General features: G+C 63.0%; 19 protein-coding genes. 9 read left to right on the top strand and 10 right to left on the bottom strand.

From position 1 onward, the window contains the following. Positions 1-32: 32 nt before the first annotated feature. Complete coding sequence (locus M0D65_RS18655; protein WP_266253998.1) at positions 33-1,118, bottom strand: putative zinc-binding metallopeptidase; 1,086 nt, start codon at positions 1,116-1,118, stop codon at positions 33-35. Positions 1,119-1,396: 278 nt separating this feature from the next. Here M0D65_RS18655 and M0D65_RS18660 point away from each other — a divergent pair, with 278 nt between their 5' ends. The 3 genes from M0D65_RS18660 (at position 1,397) to M0D65_RS18670 (ending at position 8,503) form a co-directional block, all read left to right on the top strand. Beyond that, positions 1,397-4,864 (top strand): DUF2126 domain-containing protein, encoded by a 3,468-nt coding sequence (locus M0D65_RS18660; RefSeq protein ID WP_266253999.1) that lies wholly within the window; start codon positions 1,397-1,399, stop codon positions 4,862-4,864. A gap of 121 nt (positions 4,865-4,985) precedes the next feature. Further along, entirely contained in the window at positions 4,986-7,619 is a 2,634-nt protein-coding gene (locus M0D65_RS18665) for a circularly permuted type 2 ATP-grasp protein (protein ID WP_266254000.1), read from the top strand. Next, complete coding sequence (locus M0D65_RS18670; RefSeq protein WP_266254001.1) at positions 7,616-8,503, top strand: transglutaminase family protein; 888 nt, start codon at positions 7,616-7,618, stop codon at positions 8,501-8,503. Before M0D65_RS18665 ends, M0D65_RS18670 begins: the two co-directional genes overlap by 4 nt. Before the next feature lie 24 nt (positions 8,504-8,527). On the opposite strand, the gene M0D65_RS18675 is transcribed toward M0D65_RS18670, so the two are convergent. Then, positions 8,528-9,244: a helix-turn-helix transcriptional regulator gene (locus tag M0D65_RS18675; protein WP_266254002.1), complete on the bottom strand. Its 717-nt coding sequence runs from the start codon at positions 9,242-9,244 to the stop codon at positions 8,528-8,530. Between the two features lie 160 nt (positions 9,245-9,404). Between M0D65_RS18675 and M0D65_RS18680 the strand changes: the two genes are divergently transcribed. The 3 genes from M0D65_RS18680 (at position 9,405) to M0D65_RS18690 (ending at position 12,493) form a co-directional block, all read left to right on the top strand. Then, entirely contained in the window at positions 9,405-10,913 is a 1,509-nt protein-coding gene (locus M0D65_RS18680) for a helix-turn-helix transcriptional regulator (protein ID WP_266254003.1), read from the top strand. A 140-nt stretch (positions 10,914-11,053) separates the two neighbouring features. Then, positions 11,054-11,239, top strand: a complete 186-nt coding sequence (locus M0D65_RS18685; protein WP_266254004.1) for a CsbD family protein — start codon at positions 11,054-11,056, stop codon at positions 11,237-11,239. 93 nt (positions 11,240-11,332) lie between these two features. Then, positions 11,333-12,493 (top strand): AI-2E family transporter, encoded by a 1,161-nt coding sequence (locus tag M0D65_RS18690; protein ID WP_091011694.1) that lies wholly within the window; start codon positions 11,333-11,335, stop codon positions 12,491-12,493. 139 nt (positions 12,494-12,632) lie between these two features. Here M0D65_RS18690 and M0D65_RS18695 read toward each other — a convergent pair whose 3' ends face one another. Both M0D65_RS18695 and M0D65_RS18700 read right to left on the bottom strand, forming a co-directional pair. Then, entirely contained in the window at positions 12,633-14,006 is a 1,374-nt protein-coding gene (locus tag M0D65_RS18695) for an NYN domain-containing protein (protein WP_266254005.1), read from the bottom strand. A gap of 112 nt (positions 14,007-14,118) precedes the next feature. Continuing rightward, on the bottom strand, positions 14,119-15,009 hold the full coding sequence (locus M0D65_RS18700) for a LysR family transcriptional regulator (RefSeq protein WP_266254006.1): 891 nt from the start codon (positions 15,007-15,009) through the stop codon (positions 14,119-14,121). Between the two features lie 101 nt (positions 15,010-15,110). On the opposite strand from M0D65_RS18700, the gene M0D65_RS18705 reads away from it, so the two are divergent. Further along, positions 15,111-16,097 carry a nitrilase-related carbon-nitrogen hydrolase gene (locus M0D65_RS18705; RefSeq protein WP_266254007.1) on the top strand — a complete coding sequence of 329 codons (987 nt, stop codon included), beginning with the start codon at positions 15,111-15,113 and terminating at the stop codon, positions 16,095-16,097. 52 nt (positions 16,098-16,149) lie between these two features. On the opposite strand, the gene M0D65_RS18710 is transcribed toward M0D65_RS18705, so the two are convergent. From M0D65_RS18710 to M0D65_RS18730, 5 genes are all read right to left on the bottom strand, one after another. Next, on the bottom strand, positions 16,150-17,901 hold the full coding sequence (locus tag M0D65_RS18710) for a VWA domain-containing protein (protein WP_266254008.1): 1,752 nt from the start codon (positions 17,899-17,901) through the stop codon (positions 16,150-16,152). Between the two features lie 4 nt (positions 17,902-17,905). Next, positions 17,906-19,126 (bottom strand): AAA family ATPase, encoded by a 1,221-nt coding sequence (locus M0D65_RS18715; protein WP_266254009.1) that lies wholly within the window; start codon positions 19,124-19,126, stop codon positions 17,906-17,908. A 213-nt stretch (positions 19,127-19,339) separates the two neighbouring features. Continuing rightward, positions 19,340-19,693, bottom strand: a complete 354-nt coding sequence (locus M0D65_RS18720) for a nuclear transport factor 2 family protein (protein ID WP_266254010.1) — start codon at positions 19,691-19,693, stop codon at positions 19,340-19,342. Positions 19,694-19,727: 34 nt separating this feature from the next. After that, complete coding sequence (locus M0D65_RS18725) at positions 19,728-20,138, bottom strand: nuclear transport factor 2 family protein (RefSeq protein WP_091011688.1); 411 nt, start codon at positions 20,136-20,138, stop codon at positions 19,728-19,730. A 56-nt stretch (positions 20,139-20,194) separates the two neighbouring features. Next, the gene (locus tag M0D65_RS18730; RefSeq protein ID WP_266254011.1) at positions 20,195-20,977 is read right to left on the bottom strand and encodes an SDR family oxidoreductase; all 783 of its coding nucleotides are present in this window, start codon (positions 20,975-20,977) and stop codon (positions 20,195-20,197) included. A gap of 137 nt (positions 20,978-21,114) precedes the next feature. Between M0D65_RS18730 and M0D65_RS18735 the strand changes: the two genes are divergently transcribed. Further along, positions 21,115-22,014: a LysR family transcriptional regulator gene (locus tag M0D65_RS18735; protein ID WP_266254012.1), complete on the top strand. Its 900-nt coding sequence runs from the start codon at positions 21,115-21,117 to the stop codon at positions 22,012-22,014. A gap of 97 nt (positions 22,015-22,111) precedes the next feature. Next, positions 22,112-22,375 (top strand): DUF2164 domain-containing protein, encoded by a 264-nt coding sequence (locus tag M0D65_RS18740; protein WP_091011685.1) that lies wholly within the window; start codon positions 22,112-22,114, stop codon positions 22,373-22,375. A 68-nt stretch (positions 22,376-22,443) separates the two neighbouring features. Here M0D65_RS18740 and glmS read toward each other — a convergent pair whose 3' ends face one another. Then, positions 22,444-24,273, bottom strand: a complete 1,830-nt coding sequence (gene glmS / locus M0D65_RS18745; protein WP_266254013.1) for a glutamine--fructose-6-phosphate transaminase (isomerizing) — start codon at positions 24,271-24,273, stop codon at positions 22,444-22,446. Positions 24,274-24,310 lie beyond the last annotated feature (37 nt).

Genomic DNA, 24,310 nt, shown 5'->3' on the forward strand with positions numbered 1-24,310 from the left:
GCTGGACTCGCAGCGAGAGTGGGGTCGTGCGTTCAACCCTGCGCGATGCCGCTCGCAGACGCCGCACTCGCCGCAATCACCCGATGCACGAAGCGCAGCTTGTCGATCACCGGCGGCGCGAGCATGAACGGATAGCCGTCCTGCAGTCCGAGGCTGCGATTCAGGCTGTTGAGCACATAAGTAAGTGGAAACCAGCGTTTCATCAGATTATCGAAGCTGGTTTCATCGACGGGCGTCTGGTCGGTGAGCCTCGGTTCGTGCGGGCTGTCCGGCACGAGCTTGAGTCCGCAGGATACGGCGGTGTCGAGCGTGTCGACGATATGCAGGTAGTGCGCCCAGGTTTCCGCCCAGTTTTCCCACGGATGCATCGTGGCATAGGCGCTGACGTAGTGCTGCGGCCAGTCGGCCGGCGGCCCGTTGTGATAATGGCTGTCGAGCGACGCCGCATAGTCGGCGCGCTCGTCGCCGAAGCACTGGCGAAACGGTTCGAGCCAGCGCGACCCGGCAATCAGACGATCGAAGAAGAAATGGCCCGACTCATGACGGAAATGCCCGAGCAACGTACGGTACGGTTCGCCGAGCGCAGAGCGGGTGCGCTCGCGGTGCGCATCGTCGGCTTCGGCAATGTCGAGCGTGATCAGGCCGTTCTGATGTCCGGTCGTCACGGGCTTGCCATCCGCGGTATCGCCTTCCAGAAACTGGAACTGCAGGGTGTGATCCGGGTCCGCCTCGCGGGACGGCGCGAACAGCCCGAGCGTGGCGAGCGTGTACAGCAGGCGCCGCTTCGCGCTTTCGATGCGGTACCAGTAGAGCCGGTTGTCGGGCGCAGTGAGATTCGGGATCGTGCTTGTCAGCTGGCACGAGCGGCACAGCGTGTCGGGGGAATCGGCGGGAATCATCCAGTTGCACACGTTCTCCACGGCATAGTTGTGGCACTGCCGGAACAGCGCGCCGTCGGCCTGCGGATGCAGGCTGCGCCAGCGGCCTTCGCCCGCGTCGTCGAAGGCGCTGATCTCGCCGATTTCGGGCACGTAGCCGAGCAGCGCTTCGCAGTGTTCGCAGCGGATGTTTTCGAAGAACACCGTTTGATCGCATCGGTTGCAGTGGAACGTTTTCATTGCGTTGATCAGAACCAGAAAGAGGAAAACAACCGGCGCTGCATGCCGGTTTCGTATGGTCCGCGTGCGGCCTGCGGACGGACCGCGGCTCGTGTGGGCCCGTCAGGTTATCGCAAGCATCGTGCCGCGCGTACCGGTGTTCACGCCGCTTGTCATGTTTTTCTCGCCGGACACAGGCATCATCAGCCGTTGCACGGTGCTGGGGTGCGGGTTCGTCCTGCCAGGCCTGCGCTTCACCGGCAGGCATCGCTTATCGTTTTTTCATCGAGGAGTCCGGTGTGTCCATTCGAGTCGCATTGAACCACGTCACGCACTACCGCTACGACCGGCTGGTCAATCTTTCGCCGCAGGTCGTGCGGTTGCGTCCGGCGCCGCATTGCCACACACCGATCGTGTCGTACTCGCTGCGCATCGAGCCCGAAACGCATTTCATCAACTGGCAGCAGGACGCGTTCGCGAACTACCAGGCACGGCTCGTGTTTCCGGAGCCGACCCGCGAATTCAAGGTCACGGTCGACCTGGTCGCCGAGATGGCGGTCTACAACCCGTTCGATTTCTTCCTCGAACCCGAGGCGCAGCAGTTCCCGTTCAAATACGCGGATGAGCTGCGGCGCGAACTTGCCCCTTACCTCGTCAAACGCGAGCCGACACCGCGTTTTGCTGCGTTCGTCGAGAGCATCGACCTGACGCCGCGTGTCACGATCGACTTCCTCGTCGAGCTGAATCAGCGCCTGCAACACGACATCCGCTATCTGATCCGGATGGAACCGGGTGTGCAGACGCCGGAAGAGACGCTCACGAACGGTTCGGGTTCGTGCCGTGACTCTGGCTGGCTGCTCGTCGAGACGTTCCGTCAGCTCGGTCTTGCCGCGCGTTTCGTGTCGGGCTATCTGCTGCAGCTTACGCCCGATACGAAGGCGCTCGACGGTCCCAGCGGCACCGAGGTCGACTTCACCGACCTGCACGCATGGTGCGAGGTTTATCTGCCAGGCGCCGGCTGGATCGGGCTCGATCCGACCTCGGGCTTGCTCGCGGGCGAAGGCCACATCCCCGTTGCGTGCACGCCGGAGCCGGGCAGCGCCGCGCCGATCTCGGGCGCCGTCGACGAATCGGAAGTCGAGTTCACCCACACGATGTCGATCCAGCGCGTGCTCGAAACGCCGCGCGTGACCAAGCCCTACACAGAAGCGACGTGGGAAGCGGTCCAGCAGATGGGGGCACACGTCGACGCGCAACTGACCGACATGGACGTGCGGCTGACGATGGGCGGCGAGCCGACCTACGTGTCGGTGCGCGACCGCGATGCCGCCGAATGGAACACCGATGCGCTCGGGCCGACCAAGCGCGGCTATGCGGTCGCGCTGATGGACAAGCTGCGCACGCGCTACGGCGCGAACGGTTTCCTGCATATCGGCCAGGGCAAGTGGTATCCGGGCGAGCAGCTGCCGCGCTGGGCGCTGTCGCTGTTCTGGCGCGCGGATGGCGAGCCGTGCTGGCAAGACCCGACGCTGTTTGCCGACGAGCGCACACCCGATTCCTACACATCGGAAGATGCGTCACGGTTCGTTCGCCATCTGGCGGACAAGCTCGCACTCGATACGCAGCACATCGTGCCGGGCTACGAGGATGTCTGGTACTACCTGTGGCGCGAACGTCGCTTGCCGGTCAACGTCGATCCGTTCGATTCGCGGCTCGACGACGAACTCGAACGCGTGCGGCTGCGCCGCGTGTTCGATGCGGGTTTGCCGTCGGTGACGGGCTATGTGTTGCCGCTCGCGCGCGAGAACGATGTGCCGCTGCAGCCGGCGCGCTGGATCAGCGGCCCGTGGTTCTTCCGCGAAGACCGCATGTACCTGATTCCCGGCGATTCGCCGATGGGCTACCGTTTGCCGCTCGATTCGTTGCCGTGGGTGTCGAAGGCCGATTATCCGTGGCAACACGAGCACGATCCGTTTGCACCGGTCGCGCCGCTGCGTAACGCAACCGAACTGCGGATGCAGTATGGCGATGCGGTACACGCTGCGTTGTCGCACGACACGTCAGGTGCCTCAGGTGCATCAGGCGCGGCCGGCGACCACCGCGCTGCCCATGCAACCGCATCGGCCGCCGCCCGCGATGCGCGCAGCGAGCGCGCACCCGAAGCCGGAGAATCGGCAGCATGGCTCATGCGCACGGCAATCTGCGTCGAGGCACGCGACCCCGCACGCGCTGCCGGTCCGAAGGTCGAGACTGACACATTCGGCAGCGGGCACAAACTGCTGCACGTGTTTATGCCGCCGCTCGCCGCACTCGACGACTACCTCGACCTGCTCGCCGCCGTCGAAGCGACCGCGGCCGAGTTGCGCGTGAAGGTGATCGTCGAAGGTTATCCGCCGCCGCGCGACCCGCGTCTGAAGATGCTGCAGGTCACGCCGGACCCGGGCGTGATCGAAGTGAACATCCATCCGGCGTCGAGCTGGGACGAACTCGTCGATAACACCGAGTACCTGTATCAATCCGCGCACGAAACCTGGCTGTGCCCGGAGAAGTTCATGACCGACGGGCGCCACACCGGCACCGGCGGCGGCAATCACTTCGTATTGGGCGGCGCGACGCCGCCCGACAGTCCGTTCCTGCGCCGCCCCGATGTGCTCGCCAGTCTGATCGCTTACTGGCTCAACCATCCGTCGCTGTCGTACCTGTTCTCGGGGCTTTTCATCGGACCGACGAGTCAGGCGCCGCGCGTCGACGAGGCGCGCAACGACCAGGTCTACGAACTCGAACTCGCATTCCGCGAACTTCAGCACCAGCTCGATCTGCTCGGCGGACGCGAGAGCGCGACGTTGCCGCCGTGGCTCGTCGACCGCACGTTGCGCAATATCCTCATCGACGTGACCGGCAACACTCACCGCTCCGAATTCTGTATCGACAAGCTGTATTCGCCGGATGGTCCGACCGGGCGCCTCGGTCTGCTGGAGCTGCGCGGTTTCGAAATGCCGCCGCATGCGCGCATGAGCCTCGTGCAACAGCTTCTGCTGCGCACGCTCGTCGCGCGTTTCTGGCACAAGCCGTACACGACGCGGCTTACGCGCTGGGGCACCGAGCTGCACGACCGCTTCCTGCTTGGGACTTTCGTGCAGATGGATTTCGACGACGTGCTCGACGATCTGCGCAACGCAGGCTATGCGTTCGATCGCGAATGGTTCGCACCGCACTTCGAATTCCGCTTCCCGCTGGTCGGCGAACTGCAGACAAACGGCGTCGACATCACGATCCGCAATGCGCTCGAGCCGTGGCACGTGATGGGCGAGGAGGGTTCGTCGGGCGGGACGGTGCGTTATGTGGATTCGTCGGTGGAACGACTCGAGGTGCGGGCACTGGGGCTGAACGGCAATCGCCATGTGATCACGGTGAACGGCGTACCGCTGCCGCTGCAGCCGACGGGCCGCGTCAGCGAGCATGTGGCCGGCGTGCGCTTTCGCGCCTGGTCGCAACCGACGGCGCTGCATCCCTCCATCGGCGTGCATGCGCCGCTCACGTTCGATCTCGTCGATACATGGACGGGGCGCTCGCTCGGCGGATGCCAGTATCATGTCGCACATCCTGGCGGACGCAGTTACGACACGTTCCCGGTCAACGCCTATGAGGCCGAAAGCCGGCGCCGCTCGCGCTTCTTTACGATCGGCCATACGCCGGGCGCGCTCGTACCCGAGCCGCGCGAGCGCAGCATGGAGTTTCCGTTCACGCTCGACCTGCGTTATCGTTGATCCGCACGTCGGGTGTTTCGACGGCTGCCGGCCAGTCCGGCGGCACTGCAGCCCGCCTGATCCGGCGCTGCTGTGCCGCCGCCCATGACAACCACACCGAACCCTTCGACGCGACACGATCTTGGCTTTTCAATCGACCCTGCCTTTCGACATCACCGCCACGCAACCGGATGCGCTGGCGCTGCTGCACGCACTACCCGCAAGAGAGGGGCACCGCGAGGAGCTACGCGATGAAACCGGCGCGCTGCGTGCGCCGTGGCGGCAGTTCTTCGATCTGCTCGGCGAAGAGGGGATCGCGGGTCTCGATCATGGCATTGCATCGGTCGCGCAGCAGATCCGCGACAACGACATCAGCTACAACGTCTACGCAGACAAGGGCGAGTCGCGGCCCTGGGCGCTCGACCTGCTGCCGTTCCTGATCGACGAGGAAGAATGGGCGTTGATCGCGCGCGGCGTGGCGCAGCGCGCGCGGCTGATCGAAGCGATCGTCGCCGACATCTACGGCCCGCAGACCTTGTTGCAGCGCGGGCTGCTGCCGCCGGCGCTGGTGTTCGGGCATCCCGGTTACCTGCGCGCGGTGCGCGGCTTCAAGCCCGCTTCCGGTCAATATCTGCAGATCGTCGCCGTCGATCTGGCACGCGCGCCGGACGGCGCGTGGACCGTCATGTCGCATCGCACCGAGGCGCCATCGGGCCTCGGTTATGCGCTCGAAAACCGCCTGATCGTCTCGAGCCTGTTCGCCGATCCGTTCCGCGCCATGCGCGTGAGCCGTCTCGCGCCGTCGTACTCGCAGTTGGTCGCGACGCTCGCGCAAGCGGCGCGCGCGACGATGCGCGACGGTGATCGCGAGGAATCGCCGCATATCGCGCTGCTCACGCCGGGTCCGTTCAGCGAGACTTACTTCGAGCATGTGTTCCTCGCGCGCTATCTCGGCGTGACGCTGGTGGAGGGCAAGGACCTCACGGTGCGCGACGACAAGCTCTATCTGAAGACGCTGGCTGGGCTCGAACGCGTGCATGCGGTGCTGCGCCGGCTCGACGACGCGTTTTGCGATCCCGTCGAACTGCGCGCCGATTCGACCATCGGTGTGCCGGGCCTGCTGCAGGTGATGCGGGCCGGCAATGTGATGGTGTCGAACGTGCCGGGCTCGGGCTTTGCCGAGTCGCCCGCGCTGCATGGATTCATGCCGGGTATCTCTCAGGCGCTGCTCGGCGAACCGCTTGCGCTGCCGGCCGTGCCGACGTGGTGGTGCGGCGAGGAAGCAGCGCGGCAAGAAGCGTTTGCGCAACGCTACAGCGCTTTCCTGCTGCCGACCTGGCCTGGTGCGCAGGGTGGCACCTCCGGTACGTCTGGCGCGTCGTCTGGCTGGCCGCTCGGCATCGCGCCCGGTCCGCAGCGACTCGCCGACTGGCGCGAGCGGATCGAAAGCACGCCCGAGTCGTACACGATCCAGGCGCCGCTGCCGTATTCGTGCACGCCGCGCTACGAGGAAGGCACGCTCGGCGCGCGGCCGTCGGTGCTGCGCGTGTATGCGATTGCGGGTATCGACGGGCAGTGGAGCGTGCTGCCGGGCGGTTTCACGCGGCTTGCCGCGGAGCGCCAGGCGACCGTGTCGATGCAGCACGGCGGCAGCAGCGTCGATACGTGGGTGCTGTCGAGCCAGGCGGGTTCGACGTTGTCGTTGCTGCCGTCGCCGATGCAGCCAGGCGATCTCGCGCGCAAACATCGCACGGTGTCGAGCCGCGCCGCGGAGAACCTGTTCTGGGCCGGTCGCTATGGCGAGCGCGCGGAAAACAACGTGCGGCTGTGCCGGCTGATTCTCGGCTCGCTGGAGGGCAGCGATGCGGACGAGATGTTCGCGACGCTCGCCGAACTCGCGTCGCAATGCGGACTGATTCCTTCTGTCGATACGCTCGCGCATACCTCGCCGCAGGCATTCGAGCGCACGCTGATTGCCGGCATGAGCGAGGCAAGCGGCGAGACCAGCATCGGGCAGAATCTCGCGAGCCAGGTGCGCGCGTGCGGCGAGATCCGCGGGCGGCTGTCTAACGATCACTGGCGCACCATTCTTGCCGCGCGCAATGACTTCCGCGACGCGCAGCATCGGCTCGTGCTCGCAAGCGGCGTGGGACGCTATGACCGCGTGATGCTCGCCGATGCACTCGAATATCTCGCGACGCAGCTGTCTGCGATCAGCGGCGCGCAAGGCGACCGGATGATGCGCGACGAGGCGTGGCGTCTGCTGTTTGTCGGGCGGCACATTGAGCGTGTGGTGACGATGTGCACGTTCCTGCGCGCGGTCGCCGGGCAGGGCACGCTGGCGCGGCCCGCGGGCTTCGATCTGCTGCTGCAACTGTTCGACTGCACGTTGACCTACCGTTCGCTGTATCCGGGCCGCTTCGAGGTGCCGGCGCTGATCGATATGCTCGTGGTCGATCAGACCAATCCGCGTGGTTTGTACGGCGTTTACACGCGGCTGCGCAAGAAACTCGATGAAATCGCGGCTGCCGCGGGCAGCACGCGACGCATGCCGTTCTCCGAGCTGATGCCGCCGATAGCGTCGCTACCCCCGCTCGAAGCACTGTGCGAGAGCGATGCCGAGGGCGGTTATCCCGCGTTGATCGACCTGTGCGACCAGTTGAGTCAATACATGGCTGCGGCATCGAACGAGATTAGCGGACGCTATTTCAGCCACGCGAACACGCAGCTGTCCGCGCAGGTGCAGGTGCAGACACAGACGCAGGTGTCTGCATGACGACCGCAACCGTACTGTCGGTGTCACACCGCACGGCGTATCGCTATTCGACGCCGGTCGAAACCGCGCAGCACCTGGCGACCATTCGACCGCTCGCGTGCCCATGGCAGCGGGTCGTTTCCCACACCGAGCAGATCGAGCCGACGCCTTCGTATCTGAACAGCCGCATCGATGCGTTCGGCAACGACGTGCTGTATTTTTCGCTCGATGCCCCGCACGAGTCGCTACAGATGACGAGCGAAACGGTAGTGCGGTTATCGCCGCGCTGGCATGCGCTCGACCCTGACGCGACGCCCGCATGGGAAGAGGTTGCCGAGCGGCTGCGCTTTCGCGCCGGTGGCGAATTCTTCCCGGAGTCGGAGTTCTGCTTCGCGTCGCCGAACATCGTGCTGCTGCCCGCGTTGCGCGCGTACGCGCTGCCGAGTTTCGCGCCGGGTACACCGCTCGTCGCGGGTGCGATCGATCTGATGCACCGCATCCATGCCGATTTCGAATATCGCCCCGCCACGACGACTTTCGATACACCGGCGCAACGCGCGTTCGAACTGCGCAGCGGTGTGTGCCAGGACTTCGCGCAGGTGATGATCGGTTGTCTGCGTGCTTTGGGTTTGCCGGCGCGCTATGTGAGCGGCTACCTGCGCAACGATCCGCCACCGGGGCAGCCACGTCTGATCGGTGCGGATGCATCGCATGCGTGGGTGTCGGTGCATTGTCCGCAAAGCGGATGGATCGATCTCGATCCGACCAACGACGTGCTCGCCGATCTCGATCACGTGACGCTTGCGCTCGGTCGCGATTACAGCGACGTGTCGCTGCTGCGCGGGATGATACTCGGCGGCGGCGCGCATCAGGTCGAGGTCGGCGTCAGCGTGCTGGCGCTTTGAACGGCGGTGGCCACATCGACCCTGCTACGCCTCCTGCGTCAGCGCCCCTAGCCTACCCTCGATCCCGAGTTCGGCCTTCAACCCCGCCCATCCTACCGGGGTAACCTGCACGACCCGCGATGCATTAACCCGCCGCATCCAGCCGTTCGTACACAGCGCGCTCATGAACTGCACGCCGAGCGGTCCCGCCAGATGATGCTGCCGTTCAGTCCAGTCGAGGCACTGCCGTGCGATGCCGCGTCGCGTGGCGCGCAACTGGTTCATGTCGAGCCCGATATGCCCGAACCAGTCGAGGCCGGCAGCCGTTACATCGAAGCGCTTGTCCTGCGCGGCCACGATAAAGCCGCGCTGTTGCAGCGCCTGGGTCACCGCGACGCCGACCTGTCCCGCGAGATGGTCGTAGCAGCAGCGCGCAAAACGCAGGTTCTGCGCGTCGCGGCCGAGCGGCCGGCGGCGCACCTCGCCGGCGGGCACGATAGCGGCGAGATTTTCCAGCACGAGCGCCACATGTGCTCCCGACAGCCGGTAGTAGCGGTGCCGTCCTTCGGCTTCGACGGTGACGAGGCCGCCGTCGAGCAGCTTCGCAAGATGCGTACTGGCGGTCTGCGCCGTGACGCCCGCGGCATACGCGAGTTCGCCGGCCGGCAGCGCGCGCCCGGCGACGAGCGCCATCAGCATATTCGCGCGGGCCGGGTCGGCGATCAGGAACGCGGTGGAGGCGATATTCGGTTGAGAGCACATGTCCGGTCTCCAGAGATGTTGTCATCATAGGCCGTCAATCCGGCTCGACGTTTCGATGCGCATCGAAACATCGAAAATGCCTGGAACCCACGCCAAACCTGCTCTAACCGTGGCAAACCGCGCCGCACCGCTAGAATGCGGTATCTCTCACGGAGGCTGGATGAACACGAGCGACGCGAGGCCCCAGGCCGACCGGCGGCAGTTGCAGCAGATCATCGCGGGGTTGACCGAAGGGATCATCCTCATCGATCCCGATGGATCGATCGTCTGGGCCAATGAGACGGCGCTTGCGATCCACGGCGTCGAGACCGTCGAAGCGCTAGGCGGTAACCCACGCGGTTTTCGCAAGAAGTTCAAGCTGACTTACCGCAACAACCACGCGTTGCAGGCGGATCAGTATCCGATTGCCCGGATCATCGCAGGGGAGTTGTTCAGCGATGTGATCGTCGAAGTTACGCGCTCCGACGACGAAGACTTCCGGCACATGCACCAGGTACGCAGTCTGATTTTGACCGACGCGAGCGGCGCGTCGGAATCGTTGGCGCTGGTGGTTCAGGACGTCACCGAGCGCTTCAGCGCCGAAGAGCGCTTCGAGAAAACCTTTAACGCGAACCCCGCACCGGCAGTGATCTGCCGGCTCGCGGATCTGCGCTACGTGAAGGTGAATCAAGGCTTTCTGGAGATGACCGGTTACGCGCGCGAAAACGTGATCGGCCGCTCGACGTACGAAGTCGACGTGCTAGAAGGCGCGGACAAGCGCGAGCAGGCGATCGTCAATCTCAACGAGGGCCGTACGATCGGACAGATGGAAGCGACGCTACAGTTGCCGGACGGGACGACGAAACTGGTGATCGTGGCTGGCCAGCCGATCGAGATCGGCGAAGAGAACTGCATGTTGTTCACGTTCATGGACATGGAGCCGCGACGCAAGGCCGAAGACGCGCTGCGACATACCGAAGAGCGTTTTTCGAAGGCATTCCGGCTTGCGCCGGTACCGATGACGGTCAGCTCGCTCGATGGTTTCGTGCTGATGGATGTGAACGATGCGTTTGTCGCGACGACCGGTTACGAGGCTGAGGAAGTCGTCGCGCGACAACCCGAAGAGATCGGCCTGTGGTCACGCAGCGACGCGTACCGGAAACTGCGCGCGGAAATGGAGACGCACAGCAGCGTGCGCAACTACGAAATCCAGCTGCAGACGAAATCCGATGTGGCGGTGGACTGTCTTGTTTCCGCAGAGGCGGTGACCATCCACGGGGAGCGCTGCCTGTTGAGCGTGATCCAGGACATCACCGAGCGCAAGCGTTCCGAAGTGGAACTGCTGGCTGCGATCGAAGCCGTGATGAAGGACACGTCGTGGTTTAGCCGCACGGTAATCGAGAAGCTCGCGCAGATCAGGCAACCGAACGGCGCGCAGCAGGCGGGTAGCGATCTGTCGGAATTGACATCGCGCGAGCGCGAAGTGCTGGGGCTGATCTGCCAGGGCTACGACAATGAACAGATTGCCGAAGCATTGAATCTTGCGCCGAACACCATCCGCAATCACGTCGCCACGTTGTACAGCAAGATCGGCGTGCACCGGCGCAGCGCGGCGATTGTGTGGGCCCGCGAGCGCGGCATAGTCGGCTACGAGAAACCGAAGCGCCGCACGGGCGGCACGGCAGATTGATCGCAGATTGGTGTAAAAGTACTGGTTTAACCGGTATCCGGGCATCTAGGCCCACGGATTGCTCACAGGTACATTGACCTGCATCCACTACATCCACGTATGCAGGTGGATTTCAGATGCATAACCTTTTGGGAGCAATCATGGACACAGATCGGATCAAAGGTGCAGCAAAGGAAATCAAGGGATCGGTGAAGGAAGCGGTCGGCAAGGTGACCGGCAATCGCACTACTGAAGCTGAAGGCAAAGTCGAGAAAGCCACCGGTACCGTGCAGCGCAATTTCGGTGAAGCGAAGGACAAGGCGCGCGACGCTATCGACAAGAAGTAAAACTATCCGTTGCCGGTCAGGTTCATGACCGGCTGCGTTTCTCCAGACAGCCGCCCCGGCGTGATTGCGGGGCGGCACGCTTGCGTTGGAACCATGAACCACGACAACGACAACGATCAGAACAGTCGCAATCAGAAGAGCTTTTACATGCTGCTGGCCGCGGTTTCGCTGGCGCTTATCTGGATCCTGCTGCCGTACTTCGGCGCGATCTTCTGGGGGACGATACTCGCAATCCTGTTTCAACCGCTGCAGCGCAGTCTCACGTTTCGCTTCGGTAACCGGCCCAATCTCGCGGCACTAACGACACTCGCGCTGTGCGTGCTGATCGTGATCCTGCCGGTGAGCGTCATGATCGGCACGCTCGTTCAGGAAGTCGCGTACGCGTATCAGCAGATCCGGCAAGGGCAGTGGGATTTCGGCCTGTATTTCCAGCAGATCGTGCAGGCGCTGCCGGCGTTTGCGCAACGCGCACTCGATAACGTCGGCCTTGCCGACATGCACGGCTTGCAGGCGAAACTCTCGGACGGTGCTGCGCGTATCAGTCAGTTCGTGGCCGGCCAGGCTGTCGTGATCGGGCAGAACACGCTGCAGTTCGCGGTCGGCTTCGGCATCATGCTGTACCTCGTTTTCTTCCTGCTGCGCGATGGTCGCGCGATCTCGCGACGCATCCGCGATGCGATTCCGCTCGAGCGTTCGCATAAGGATCGTCTGTTGATCCGCTTTGCGACGGTGGTGCGCGCGACGGTGAAAGGCAACATCGCGGTGGCGGCGGTGCAGGGTGTGCTCGGCGGGATTATCTTCGCGGTGCTCGGCATCAAGGGCGCGCTGCTGTGGGGTACGGTGATGGCGTTCCTGTCGCTGCTGCCCGCGATCGGCTCGGCGCTCGTCTGGGTGCCGGCGGCCGTGTACTTTCTGCTGGCGGGGCCGCTGTGGAAGGCGATCGTGCTGATCCTGTTCTGCACGCTCGTGATCGGCACCGTGGATAACGTGCTGCGGCCGATTCTCGTCGGTAAGGACACCAAGTTGCCGGACTGGGTCGTGCTGATTTCGACGGTGGGCGGGATGTCGGTGTTTGGGATCAACGGGTTCGTGATCGGGCCGTTGATTGCTGCGCTGTTTATCTCGTGCTGGGATATCGAGGCGCCGCCGCAGAGCGCGGTGGCGAATGTGCCTGCCGATGGCGGCGGTGCTATCGAGGTGGCCGAGGCGGCTGAATCGGCTGCGCCTGCTGAGGGGGAACGGCCTCGCGCCTGAGCGTTACGGTCGATGTTCCTGTCGATGCGTGTGCTTCGAACGGCCCGAATATTCCGGCTACCGCAACAACGGCGCGCTCTCGCGGCATGCATTCACGCGATGCGATCTAACGCAGACCTGCATCGCGTGTATCTGACCTTTACTCTTCGTTTGCCGCGCCCGCAGCCTTGCGCGGCCGACGTGGCCGTGCCGCCGATTTACGCGCGGCAGACTTCTGCGCCGGTTTGCGCGGTGCGGTTTCGCCGACAGGGGCGGCGGCGGGCGGTGCGCTCGCTGCCTCCGTAGCCGGTTGCGCAGCCGCTGCGGTCTTCTTCGCCGCAGGCTTGCCGCGACGCGCGGTCGGGCGCTTGCGTGCCGGTGCCGGCGTTGGTTGCGACTCGCTTTCGCTATGCGTCTCGACAGGCACATGCAGCGCTTCGTCGACGCGCTCCGGTTCGCGCATGGTTTCGTATGTCTCGTACGTCTCGAGCGTTTCGTAAAGATCAGGCTGACGATGCGTGTCGTGTGCTTCATCGACCGGCGCTTCGGTCCCGTGCTGCTCGACCGCCTGTCTGCCCGAAGTCGCACCCTTGCGATGTCCCTTCTTGTCGTTAGCCGGGCGGTTGCCAGATTTGTTGCCCGACTTCGACTTACCCTTCGTGCCATCTTCGTTTGCGGCGTTTGCCGGAGCACTTGGTGCCACCGGTTGCGCCGCTTCTGTCGGGCTCGACCGATACACAAACGAACCCGACTTCTCGTCACGCCCAACTTCGAACAGTCCACGCGCCTGGACCTCGTCCAGCAGATTGCCGAACGCACGGAAACCGTAATAGGACTCGCTAAAGTCGGGCTTGCGCCGCTTGATCGCGCTCTTGAGCACGGAAGCCCAGATCTTGCCGCTTTCGCCGCGTTCGGCGGCGAGTGCGTCGAAGGTTTCGACGGCCAGCGCAATGGCGATATTCTTGCGTTCATCGCCTTCCTTCTTGCGTTGCCGGTCTTCATCGGGTGAACGGCGTGTGCCCGCGCTCGGCTCGCGCCGCGCGGCAGCGCGCTGTTGCTCGCGCACGAGGTCGTCGTAGAAAATGAATTCGTCGCAGTTCGCGACGAGCAGGTCGGAGGTCGACTGTTTGACGCCGACACCGATCACTTTCTTCGCGTTCTCACGCAGCTTCGACACGAGCGGCGAGAAATCCGAATCGCCGCTGATGATGACGAACGTATCGACGTGCGATTTCGTATAGCAGAGATCGAGTGCATCGACGACGAGGCGGATATCGGCGGAGTTCTTGCCCGACTGGCGCACGTGCGGAATTTCGATCAGCTCGAAGCTCGCTTCGTGCATCGCGGCCTTGAAGCCCTTGTAGCGCTCCCAGTCGCAATAGGCTTTCTTCACGACGATGCTGCCTTTAAGCAGCAACCGCTCGAGAATCGGCTTGATGTCGAACTTCTCGAACTTGGCATCGCGCACGCCGAGTGCGACGTTTTCGAAGTCGCAAAACAGCGCCATGCTCGCGCTTTCCTGGATTGAGGCCATATCTTCTCCGGCTGTCTACCGCGAAGGCGGCAGAGGGTAATGTGCACATCATAGCGGGTTACGCGGTGCGGACCGTTTCGCGGCGCTCGGGCGCCATATCTCGCACACGCGTTTAGTCCGCTCGACGCGAGTTTTTCTTCGTTGCGGCGCGCACGAACGAAACGAAACGCTCGACCACCGCATCGTCGCGCGCGGACTGCCACGCGAGACCGACGTGCCAGCGTGCTGACGGGTCGCGTAGCGACAAAACGCGCGCATCGCGCAGCAGATATCGAACCCTTGACGGCAGAAGCGCCGCACCGACACCGGCTGCAACGGCTGCGAGCACGGACTGGATATCGTCGGTGTGCTGGATCACGCGCGGCACGAAGTCATGCTTGTTGCACCAGCGGTCGATCTGCGCGGCGAGCCCCGGCCCACGGCTACGCGCAAGCGCAATGAAACCGATCTGGTTCAGCTCGTTCAGATTCGCGGGCAGGCGTTTCCATGGTGCATGCTCCGGTACGGCGAGCGCGAGTGCCTCGTCGACGACGGGAAACGCGGACAGGCCCGCTTCGGCAGGCAGCCGCAGAAAGCCGACGTCGAGCTTGCCCGACAACAGCAGCCGGCTTTGTTCCGCCGACGACAGATCGTTCAACGTCACGCCAACTTCCGGATTGCGGCGGCGGAATTCGGCAATCAGCTTCGGCGTGAGCGTCAGCGTGGAAAGCCCGAGACCGATGCGCAGATGACCGCGCTTGCCGCTGCTCGCTTCGCGGGCGCGCATGAGAACCTCATCGGCTTCGCGCACCAGCGATCTGGCATCTGCGGCGAAACCCACACCGAACACCGTCAGTTCGGCACCGTGCCGCCCACGCTCGAACAACCGCCCGCCGAGCGTCGCTTCGAGCGCGCCGATCTGTTTGCTGAGCGCAGGCTGGGTGATGTGCAGCGTGTCGGCGGCGCGGCTGAAGTGACCGGTTTCGGCGACTGTCAGAAAGGCACGCAACAGTTTGAGTTCCATTCCACAGAGTAATCAGATCGGTAAAAACATTCATTTTACTTATCGAATGCCGGAAGGTCCAATGGAGCAGTGTTTCGGCGCTTTAACTTCAGGAGAGGATCTTGGTCGGTTCAACGCTGCGGGTCGCATCGGTGCCGTTCGTTTCGCGCGACGGCGATTGCGCGCATAACGCCGCGCAGATAGCGGCTTGTCTCGTCGGTGTGGCACGCGAAGGCATCGCGCTTGCGGTGTTTCCTGAGCTATGCCTGAGTGGCTATACGGATACGGCGAAGTTGTCGCGTGCGTCGCTCGACGCTTTGGCGGAACCGCTCGATGGCGCATCGATCCGCACAGTCGCAGCGGCCGTCGAGCGTACCGGTGTGGCATGCGGCGTCGGATTGATCGAGCGCGCGCCGGATGGGCGGCTCTTCAATAGCCACGTGATGTGTCTGCCGGACGGCGCGCTGCACTGTCATCGCAAGCTGCATGCTGCGGAGCATCGGCGCATTGTGAGCGGCGATCGCTATACCGTGTTCGATACAGGATGGGGCGTGCGGATCGGTATTCTGACCGGCGGCGACAGCTATCTGGTCGAGAACGTCCGCATGACCGCGCTGCTCGGTGCAAGCGTGTTGATCGCACCGCATCGGTCTGGCCGTGCGAGCCGCCCGGGCGAACATCCGCTGCAGCCGCTGCCGATGATGTACAGATCGAAGTCGCCTGTGGACACGGACACGATGGAAAGCATGCACGGATGGCTGTGCGCACGCGCGGCCGACAACGGCATGTTCATCGTTTTCAGCGATAGCCACGAAGCGTCGAACGATCAGGCGACAGATGCGGCGGCAGTCATCGTCGATCCGTCGGGGCGGGTGCTTGCGGCGAGCGGTACGCCAGAAGGTTACGCCGCAGCGAATCTCGATCTCGCGTTGATCGAGCGCAGTCGTGGAAGGCAATGGCTGGCTGCGCGTCGTCCCGATCTGTATGCGCTCCTTGCGCAGTCGGCAGCGGATCGCTCACGTGCATACGACGAGCCGCCGAATGCGTCGGCAAGAGGCTCTGTGGCGCTGGGTTTCGCTGTAGTCAGCCGGCACCGTTTGATGCGCTAGCAAGCGCGTAAACGGACAACGCGCGACCACGCGCGACTACGCCCGATCAAACTCAACGATCGAGCAACATCGCGCTCAACACGCCGAACGCAGTACCGGGCAGCTCGTGCAGTTTCCTCACGACGATACTGCGCGGATAGAACGCCTCGACCGCATCGTCGAGTATGCCTACGCCGACAATCTCGATGCCGGCGCGGCCAATCGCATCGATGCGTGCGTGCAGATCGCTGCGCAGGATGGCAGGATTGCCGTCGCCAGTGGCGGGGTCGCCGTCGGAGAGCACCATCAGGATCTTGCGGTCTGCGCGATGCTCGGCGAGCCGTCCGGCAGCCCATGCGAGCGCTTCGCCATCGGGGTTCTCGTGGCCGCATTCGATATCGGCGAGGCCGCTTAAGTCGGCGGCGCCGAAGCGTTTGTAGATCTGCAGATCGAGCCGTTCGACTGTGCGGTTGTAGGCGCTCAGATCGGCGCCGCTGTCCCGCTGCCGTTCGTACAGCTGTCGCATTTCCGCGGATTCAATGGAACTGTAGCCAAGCACTTCCGAGTCGAAGCCGAGTTGCGTGAGCGCATCGCACAGCGCAGCCACGCAGAGTCGCGCGAGTTCGATCTTCCTGCCCGCCATCGATCCGCTGCGATCGATCAGCAGCGTCACGGCCGCATCGCGTCCCTTTGTCACGCGCTTCACGCGGAATGGCGTGCGATAACCCGGTGCAATCGCAAGACGCGCAAGCGCCGTTCGATCGATTTCGCCGCGTTCCTGTTCGCGTTTCCAGTGCGTGAGTTCGTCGGCTTTGAGCGCGCGTTCGAGCTTTGCTTTTAGCGGCGAAGTCTCGGCGCGCGCAAGCGAACGCAGCGCGTGCCAGCTGCGCGCATCGCCGCGGCCGGTGCGGTCGGCGACGACGTCGAATTCTGTCGTGAGCGGAACGGAGAGCCGCGAGCGCGCCTGGCCGTCTGGTTGTGGCCCACCCGATGCGACCGCCGAAGCAAACGATTCCGACGGTGTACCGAGCGGCGAGTGACCCATGCCCGCGCCATCGATGACGTTGCTGCTGGCGGCTTGCGTGAGGGATGCGTCCGACGCGTTATCGGGCGCCGCCGTGCCGTCGCCATGACTGGGCGGTCCGTCGAACGTTGCGGGTACCGATTCCGCATCGAAGCCGTCAGCGTCGCCCGGCGTGAACATCATGTTGTGCGCCCCGCCCGACGACGACAGCGCACGCACCGTCGCAATCACGGCGCGCGCGGCGGCGATGCTGTCGTCAGTCGAACGGCTTGAACGGGCAGCGGCGATCGTTTCATCGACCGCATGCAGCGCGGCCGACAGCGACGGGCTCAGTTCGCCGGGCTCCGGCGCTTCGAGCCACAAACGCCGCTCGACGAGCCACACGAGCTTGTCGCGCCACGACAGCTTTTGCCAGCGATGACGTGCGTCCTGCGCAGCGCGTTGGCGCAACTGCGCGATAAACCAGCGAGCACCAGGATAGTTGTCGAGCAACCGACGACACACGCGCTGATCTTCGATCGCCTGCGCAAGGCGCGCATCGGTACCGTTACCGAGCGCGGTGAGCGCCTCGTTCGACGAATATTTCGAGCGCGCGACCAGCAGATCGAGGTAGCCGACAAGCGTGTCGCGATCGCGCTCGTCGACGATGTCGTACGACGGGATCACGATGCGATCGCGCTCGACACGCGGACCTTCGGGGCTGAACGCAACCGCGATGCCGTACTGGCCCGTCAGCACGCGTGCGATCTTGCCGAGTGTCGATTCGAAGCCGAACGTATCGGTGCCGCGTGCCGGTTGCATGGCGCTACGCCTGCGTCGCGATGTAATGGCGGATGATGCTGCGGATCAGCGCGGCGTCTTCGGGGCTGACCTTCGCATAGATGGCCGGGCCCGCGGCACGCTCAGGGTCGCCGGTGCGTAGCATCAGTTGCGCCCAGTCGAGCAGGCGCCGCGTCGAGAATGCGCTCGCAAGGTCTTCGCGTGCGAAGGCCGCGCGGCAATCGGCGGCGATTGCCGCGAGCGTGTGCGCCATCGTTTGCGACAGATGCGGGGCGAGCGTGCGCATCAGCACCTCGGCCTCTTCGTCGGGCGACAGATAGTCGATCAGGTACACGCGCCAGCGATCGAGAAACGCTTCGTTCATCAGATTCGCGCCCTGATACAGATGACGGAACTGGCTCATCGCACCGACTGCATTGGCCGTAGCGAAGAGACGGAACGACGGATGCGGCTCGACGATGTCGTTGCCTTTTTCCTTCATCAGCAGCCGGCCACCCGGTTCGAGTACGGCAGTGAGCACCGCGAGAATAGCCGGTTCCGCAAAGTCGACCTCGTCGACGATCAGCCAGCGACCTTCGCGCATCGCGGCCGGCAGCACCCCGTCGACCCATATCGTCTCGCCGCCTTTCACGGTCCAGAAGCCGACGAAATCGCCGACCGTCGTCTGGCCGTTCATGTTCGAGCGCAGCACACCGTACTGCGCACGCGCTGCGATCTGTTCGATCAGACTCGTTTTGCCCGAGCCCGTGTGCCCGATCAGCATCACGCGACGGTTTTCGACGATGTCTTCGACGATGTCGTTGAAACGTTCGGTAAAGAGCCACGCGGGGTTGATTGCCGGTACGAGCGGGTTCGGTGTGCCGAGCGGTACGTCGATTCGACCGATGGTTACGATCTGAGCGGTACTGCGCGATGTAGCGGCTCTGACAGTTGATTGTGCGAACGCATTTGATGCGCGTGCGAGATCGACCATGAAATCGGCGGAGGCTTGCGGTGCGGCGGCAAGCTGCTCGCGTTCGGTTTCAGACAGATAGCCTTCGCGATGCCATTTCTGCAGCTTCGCATCGAGATTCTCCTGATCGACGACGGTGTCGATATCGACCGAACCGTCGTCGCGGCCGTGCTCGATCCGGTACATGAACGCGCGCTCCGATAGCGATACGCGCCACCACTCAGCGCCGCTGCCGATCGAGCGCGTGTAGACGCCTATGCTGGGGTTGTCGTCGGATAGAAGGGATGCGTTCATGGTCGGCGCCGGGCGGGAAGGACAAAAGCGTGCGGATGCGATGATCGGATGGCAGCGCGTCCGCAAGGTGACGGATGCCGTCCGATGCTATCAGCAACCCCGCGGCGGTGCAAAACCGGGGCGTACGACGATGATGCTTGCGACGCGGGTAACGTACGAGCGAACGGTGTCACCCGGCGCGGCGGAAGATGTCTCTATGACGAGTGCAGGTCGTCAATCCAGAAACACGTATAGCTCATGAATCTTGCCGTCGCGGGTGACGGCGACGTCGACGCCGGTCACGGTGGCCGGATTGTCTTCAGGCCCATAGCCCCATGCGACGCGCCCAACACCATGCATAGCCTGAACGTCCCCACGTTCGACAAAATTGAAACCGGGGAATCTTGCCTGTAGCTGGGCAACTCGCTGATCGATCGCGTCGATGCCGACATGTCGACCATCCGGATCGACGAACACACCGTCAGGCTGCCAGATGGCTTTCAGTTCCGCCATGCGTGCTGCGGCATTGCGCTCGCCGAAGATGCCGAGCAGGTTTCGTTTGAGAAGTTCGTTCACTGTGAAGGGCATCGCGGATTCCTTTGCGTAGTCGGAGGTTCTGCTGTCAATGTCGGGCCGCTGCGGATACGGCGAAGCTGTCTTCGAACATCAGAAAGCTCGCGATCTTTCCCTCGGGGGAGAACGTCAGTACGAATGCAAATGCGGTGTCGATCAGCTTTCCGGTGGCCTTGATCCGCGATTGCAGGTGGCCGAGGATGACAGCGCGACCGTCACTTGCAAGTACGTCCTGAATGCTGAAACTGACACTTTCGACCGAGGCCCGTATGCCGCTTACGAAATCGAACATGGCCTCGCGGCCTTTCTTGTGACCGACCCACGGCAGCACGCCTGTGTCGCCGGGAATGTTGAAGTCGAGATCGGATGTACACAACGCGGCGATCTCATCGGCGCTCGCGCCCGAGCCCATTTTTTCAAGGAACTGCTGGGCGAGGCGAAGGTTCTCGGCTGAACTCATGATGTTTTTCCGTTGGTGCCGCGCTTATGCGCGGATAAGCGCGGCGTGTTGATCGATTACACCTGTACGAGGCCGCCGTCGACGAACAACTCGATACCGGTGACATAGCTCGCATCGTCGGAGGCGAGAAAGGACACGGCCTTGGCGATTTCGTCGGTGGTGCCGACGCGGCCAAGCGGTGTCGTTGCGGACATTTGCTGGCTGTAGGCCTCGATCTGCTCATCGGTCATCTTGAGCTCGGTCTTATACGCAGGTGTGGGGACCACGCCGGGCGCGACTACATTGACGCGGATGTTGCGTCCTTTAAGATCCGACGACCACGTGCGCGCAAACGAGCGCAAGGCTGCCTTGGTGGCCGCATAGACACCGAATGCCGGCACACCTTGCACCGATGTGATCGAACCGGTAATCACGATTGCGCTTCCGGCGGGCATGAACGGCAACGCGCTTTGCACGGTGAACAACGTGCCTTTCATGTTGATGCCGACATACTTGTCGAATTGCGCTTCGGTGATCTCGCCAAGCGGCACGAATTCGCCGCCGCCGGCGTTGGCGAACAGGATGTCGATTCTTTCGCGAGCCGCCGATACGACCTTCACGATGCGCTCGAGATCGGCTGCTACCGAGATGTCGCCACGAATCGCCGTGGCGCCATGGCCGATTTCCGCCACCGCGGCCTCGAGCTCTGCCTCGCGTCGGCCGGTGATGAACACCGTCGCGCCCTCGCGAGCGAGACGCTTTGCCGTAGCGAGACCGATACCGGTGCTGCCGCCGGTGATGAGTGCAACCTTGCCGGCGTGTTTTGTCGTGTGGATGTTGGTGTAGAGCGAAGCAGTCATGAGTGGCCTCCTTGCGGCCTGATTCAATAACTGCAGCTTATTGAAAACACGTACGGATATAAATAGGCTATATGTGGATTCTTTGTGCACAGATGTGAATAATAGAAGCCATCGCGTGCCATTCTGGAGTCGAACCGATGGATCATCTGCAGGCCATCCGCATTTTTGCCCGCGTCGTTGAAACGGGTGGTTTCGGACGAGCTGCGCTCTCGCTGAAAATGCCCAATGCCACGGTGAGCAAGTGGATCAAATCGCTGGAAACGCATCTCGGCGTGAAGCTGCTGGAGCGCAGTACGAGGAGCGTTAGCGTAACGACCGATGGCGCCGCTTATTACGAACGCACCCGCCACCTGCTCAGCGAACTCGACGACATCGAAGCGACGTTGGGCCGTGCTCAGGCAAATCCGCGCGGCGCACTCAGGGTCGACACGGGCGGGTCGGTCGCGAGCGGCATCGTGATTCCTGCGTTACGGGCGTTTCGCGAGCGGTATCCGGACATCCAGGTGCAATTGAGTGTGACGGACCGGACCGCCGATCTCATTGCGGAGAACATCGACTGCGCGATTCGCAGCACGGCGGACGATCCCGGTCTGATCACGCATCGGATCGGCGGGCTTGCATGGACGACCTGTGCGACGCCGGCGTGTCTGGCGAAGTACGGAACGCCGAAGCATCCCCGCGACATCGTCGATAAGGACATGCCTGTTGTCGGCTATTTCTCGGCAAGCAGTGGCGTGACGCAGCGGCTTGCCTTCCGTCGCGGCGATGAGGTGCTGACGCTCGACCGGGTGCGTAACGATGTGATCGTCAGCGAAAGCAATGCGCATCTTGCGACGGCGCTTGCGGGGCTCGGCATCGTGCATACGCTGGACTTCATGGCGCGACCGTTTATCAGGCAGAAGAAACTGGTGCCTGTTCTCACTGAGTGGCGGCCCGATCCACTTGATGTGTACGTGGCGTATCCGCCTAGCCGTCGATATAGCACCAAGGTGCGGGTGTTCGTCGACTGGGTGACGGCGTTGTTCGGGGCGATGTGAGGCGAGTGGGCTGCGGCATAATCGATTTATCGGAGCGACGCGTCGGCCTTGCGCGCTTTTATGTCATCAGCCCTTGTAACAACGGAGCCACTACGCCATGACGATTGAACTGGACAAGGACGTACGCAAGGAAGCCATCGCATCTATCCAGCGGTATTTCGACGAGAACCATGAGGAGCGCATCGGTAATATCCAGGCGGGGGCGTTGCTGAATTTCTTCGTGGAAGAGCTTGGGCCGGTGATTTACAACATCGCGATTCAGGATGCGCAGGAACGCTTGCAGGCGCGTGTGTCAGAGCTGGATCTGGAGTGTCATGAAGAGGCGTTTGGGTATTGGAAGAAGTATGAGAGGAAGCGGTAGGGGTTTGCATACTTCCCGGTTCGCAACCTTATTGTCACGGACCAACAGATTTCAGTTCAACAACCCCACTACTCAACCGTCACCGATTTCGCCAAATTTCTCGGCTTATCAATATCCGTCCCCCTTGCAAGCGCCGCATGAAAAGCCAGCAACTGCATCGGAATCGTATGCAGGATCGGAGACAGCGGCCCGTAGTATTCGGTGAGCCGGATCACCTCGATCCCCGGCCCCGGCGAAATCCCGCAGTCGATATCGGCAAAGACAAAGAGCTTCCCGCTACGCGCACTGACCTCATGCATGTTCGACTTGAGTTTCTCGATCAACGTGTTGTTAGGTGCAACAGCGACCACGGGCATTTCGTCGCTAACCAATGCAAGCGGACCGTGCTTCAATTCGCCGGCTGCATACGCTTCCGCATGAATGTAGGAAATCTCCTTCATCTTCAGCGCACCTTCCATAGCGATGGGATAGTGCATGCCGCGCCCGAGAAAAAGGATGTTCTGCTTACGCGTCAGCTCTTCGGCCCACGCGATGATCTGCGGCTCCAGCGCAAGCACCTTCGTCATCGCGTCGGGCAGATGCCGAAGCGCCCGCAGATGCTGCTGTTCATCCTCGTCGGAAAGTCGTCCGCGTACCTGGGCCAACATGAGCGCGAGCAGAAACAGCGCAACGAGCTGCGTCGTAAAAGCTTTCGTCGAAGCGACACCGATCTCGATGCCGGCACGCGTGAAGAACGTCAATGCGCATTCACGAGCTAAAGCGCTGCTCGGCACATTGCAGATCGCGAGCGTGCGATGCATACCTTGCTGCTTCGCCACCTGCATCGCGCCAAGCACGTCCGCGGTTTCTCCGCTTTGCGATACCGCGACGACCAGCGTGTTTGGATTCGGCACGCCGTCGCGATAGCGGTATTCGCTGGCAATCTCGACGCTGACGGGCAACCGCGCCAGACTCTCGATCCAGTAACGCGCCGTCAGCGCGGCATGGTAACTTCCGCCGCACGCGAGCAGCAGCACCGAATCGACGCTGTTCAGCACGCGCCACGCGGAGTCGCCGAACAGCTCGGGCATGATCGACGTGATGTCCTGCAGCGTATCGCTCACGGCGCGCGGCTGCTCGAAAATTTCCTTCTGCATGTAGTAGCGATAGAGGCCGAGATCGGCGGCACCGCTATGCGCGGCCACTGTATGTACCGGGCGCTCGGTACGGCGACCCTGCGCATCCGCAATTGCGTAGCGATACAGCTGCACATCGACGATGTCGCCGTTTTCCAGGTAGACGATCCGGTCCGTGACGTTCGACAGCGCAATCGCATCGGAAGCCAGAAAGTTTTCGCCTTCACCGACGCCGACCACGAGCGGCATGCCATCGCGAGCACCGACCACACGATGCGGTTCGTCGCGGCAGAGCACCGCAATCGCATAGCTGCCGCGTAACTGGCGCACCGCCTGCTGCACGGCTTCGAAGAGATCGCCATCGTACAGATGATCGATCAGATGCGTGATGACTTCCGTGTCGGTCTGGCTCGTGAAGACATACCCGTGGTCTTGCAGCATCGCGCGCAACGCATCGTGATTTTCGATGATGCCGTTGTGCGAGAGCGCGATGCGCGGCGCCTGCTCATCGGGTGAAAAATGCGGGTGGGCGTTTTCGGTGACGGGCTTTCCATGCGTCGCCCAGCGCGTATGCGCGATGCCGGTGTAGCCGGACAGCGCGCGCTTCGCGATGTCGTCCTGCAGGTTCGCCACCCGATCTACGCTGCGTGCGCGCAGCAACTGCCGGTCGCGATAGACGGCGACGCCGCACGAGTCGTAGCCGCGGTATTCGAGGCGTTTGAGGCCATCGACCAGGTTCGGCAGGATGTCCCGTTGCGCCACCGCTCCGACAATTCCACACATCGCATTTCTCCAGAAAGGCCCCTGCTGGACCCGGTGA

Source organism: Paraburkholderia sp. CHISQ3 (genome assembly GCF_030464945.1).
Taxonomy (GTDB): Bacteria; Pseudomonadota; Gammaproteobacteria; order Burkholderiales; family Burkholderiaceae; genus Paraburkholderia; species Paraburkholderia megapolitana.

Excerpts from the sequence above, each read along its gene's own strand:
- M0D65_RS18655 (WP_266253998.1), bottom strand. The coding sequence starts at position 1,118 with ATGAAAACGTTCCACTGCAACCGATGCGATCAAACGGTGTTCTTCGAA.
- M0D65_RS18670 (WP_266254001.1), top strand. The coding sequence starts at position 7,616 with ATGACGACCGCAACCGTACTGTCGGTGTCACACCGCACGGCGTATCGC.
- M0D65_RS18675 (WP_266254002.1), bottom strand. The coding sequence starts at position 9,244 with ATGTGCTCTCAACCGAATATCGCCTCCACCGCGTTCCTGATCGCCGAC.
- M0D65_RS18680 (WP_266254003.1), top strand. The coding sequence starts at position 9,405 with ATGAACACGAGCGACGCGAGGCCCCAGGCCGACCGGCGGCAGTTGCAG.
- M0D65_RS18685 (WP_266254004.1), top strand. The coding sequence starts at position 11,054 with ATGGACACAGATCGGATCAAAGGTGCAGCAAAGGAAATCAAGGGATCG.
- M0D65_RS18690 (WP_091011694.1), top strand. The coding sequence starts at position 11,333 with ATGAACCACGACAACGACAACGATCAGAACAGTCGCAATCAGAAGAGC.
- M0D65_RS18695 (WP_266254005.1), bottom strand. The coding sequence starts at position 14,006 with ATGGCCTCAATCCAGGAAAGCGCGAGCATGGCGCTGTTTTGCGACTTC.
- M0D65_RS18700 (WP_266254006.1), bottom strand. The coding sequence starts at position 15,009 with ATGGAACTCAAACTGTTGCGTGCCTTTCTGACAGTCGCCGAAACCGGT.
- M0D65_RS18710 (WP_266254008.1), bottom strand. The coding sequence starts at position 17,901 with ATGCAACCGGCACGCGGCACCGATACGTTCGGCTTCGAATCGACACTC.
- M0D65_RS18715 (WP_266254009.1), bottom strand. The coding sequence starts at position 19,126 with ATGAACGCATCCCTTCTATCCGACGACAACCCCAGCATAGGCGTCTAC.
- M0D65_RS18720 (WP_266254010.1), bottom strand. The coding sequence starts at position 19,693 with ATGCCCTTCACAGTGAACGAACTTCTCAAACGAAACCTGCTCGGCATC.
- M0D65_RS18725 (WP_091011688.1), bottom strand. The coding sequence starts at position 20,138 with ATGAGTTCAGCCGAGAACCTTCGCCTCGCCCAGCAGTTCCTTGAAAAA.
- M0D65_RS18730 (WP_266254011.1), bottom strand. The coding sequence starts at position 20,977 with ATGACTGCTTCGCTCTACACCAACATCCACACGACAAAACACGCCGGC.
- M0D65_RS18735 (WP_266254012.1), top strand. The coding sequence starts at position 21,115 with ATGGATCATCTGCAGGCCATCCGCATTTTTGCCCGCGTCGTTGAAACG.
- M0D65_RS18740 (WP_091011685.1), top strand. The coding sequence starts at position 22,112 with ATGACGATTGAACTGGACAAGGACGTACGCAAGGAAGCCATCGCATCT.
- glmS (WP_266254013.1), bottom strand. The coding sequence starts at position 24,273 with ATGTGTGGAATTGTCGGAGCGGTGGCGCAACGGGACATCCTGCCGAAC.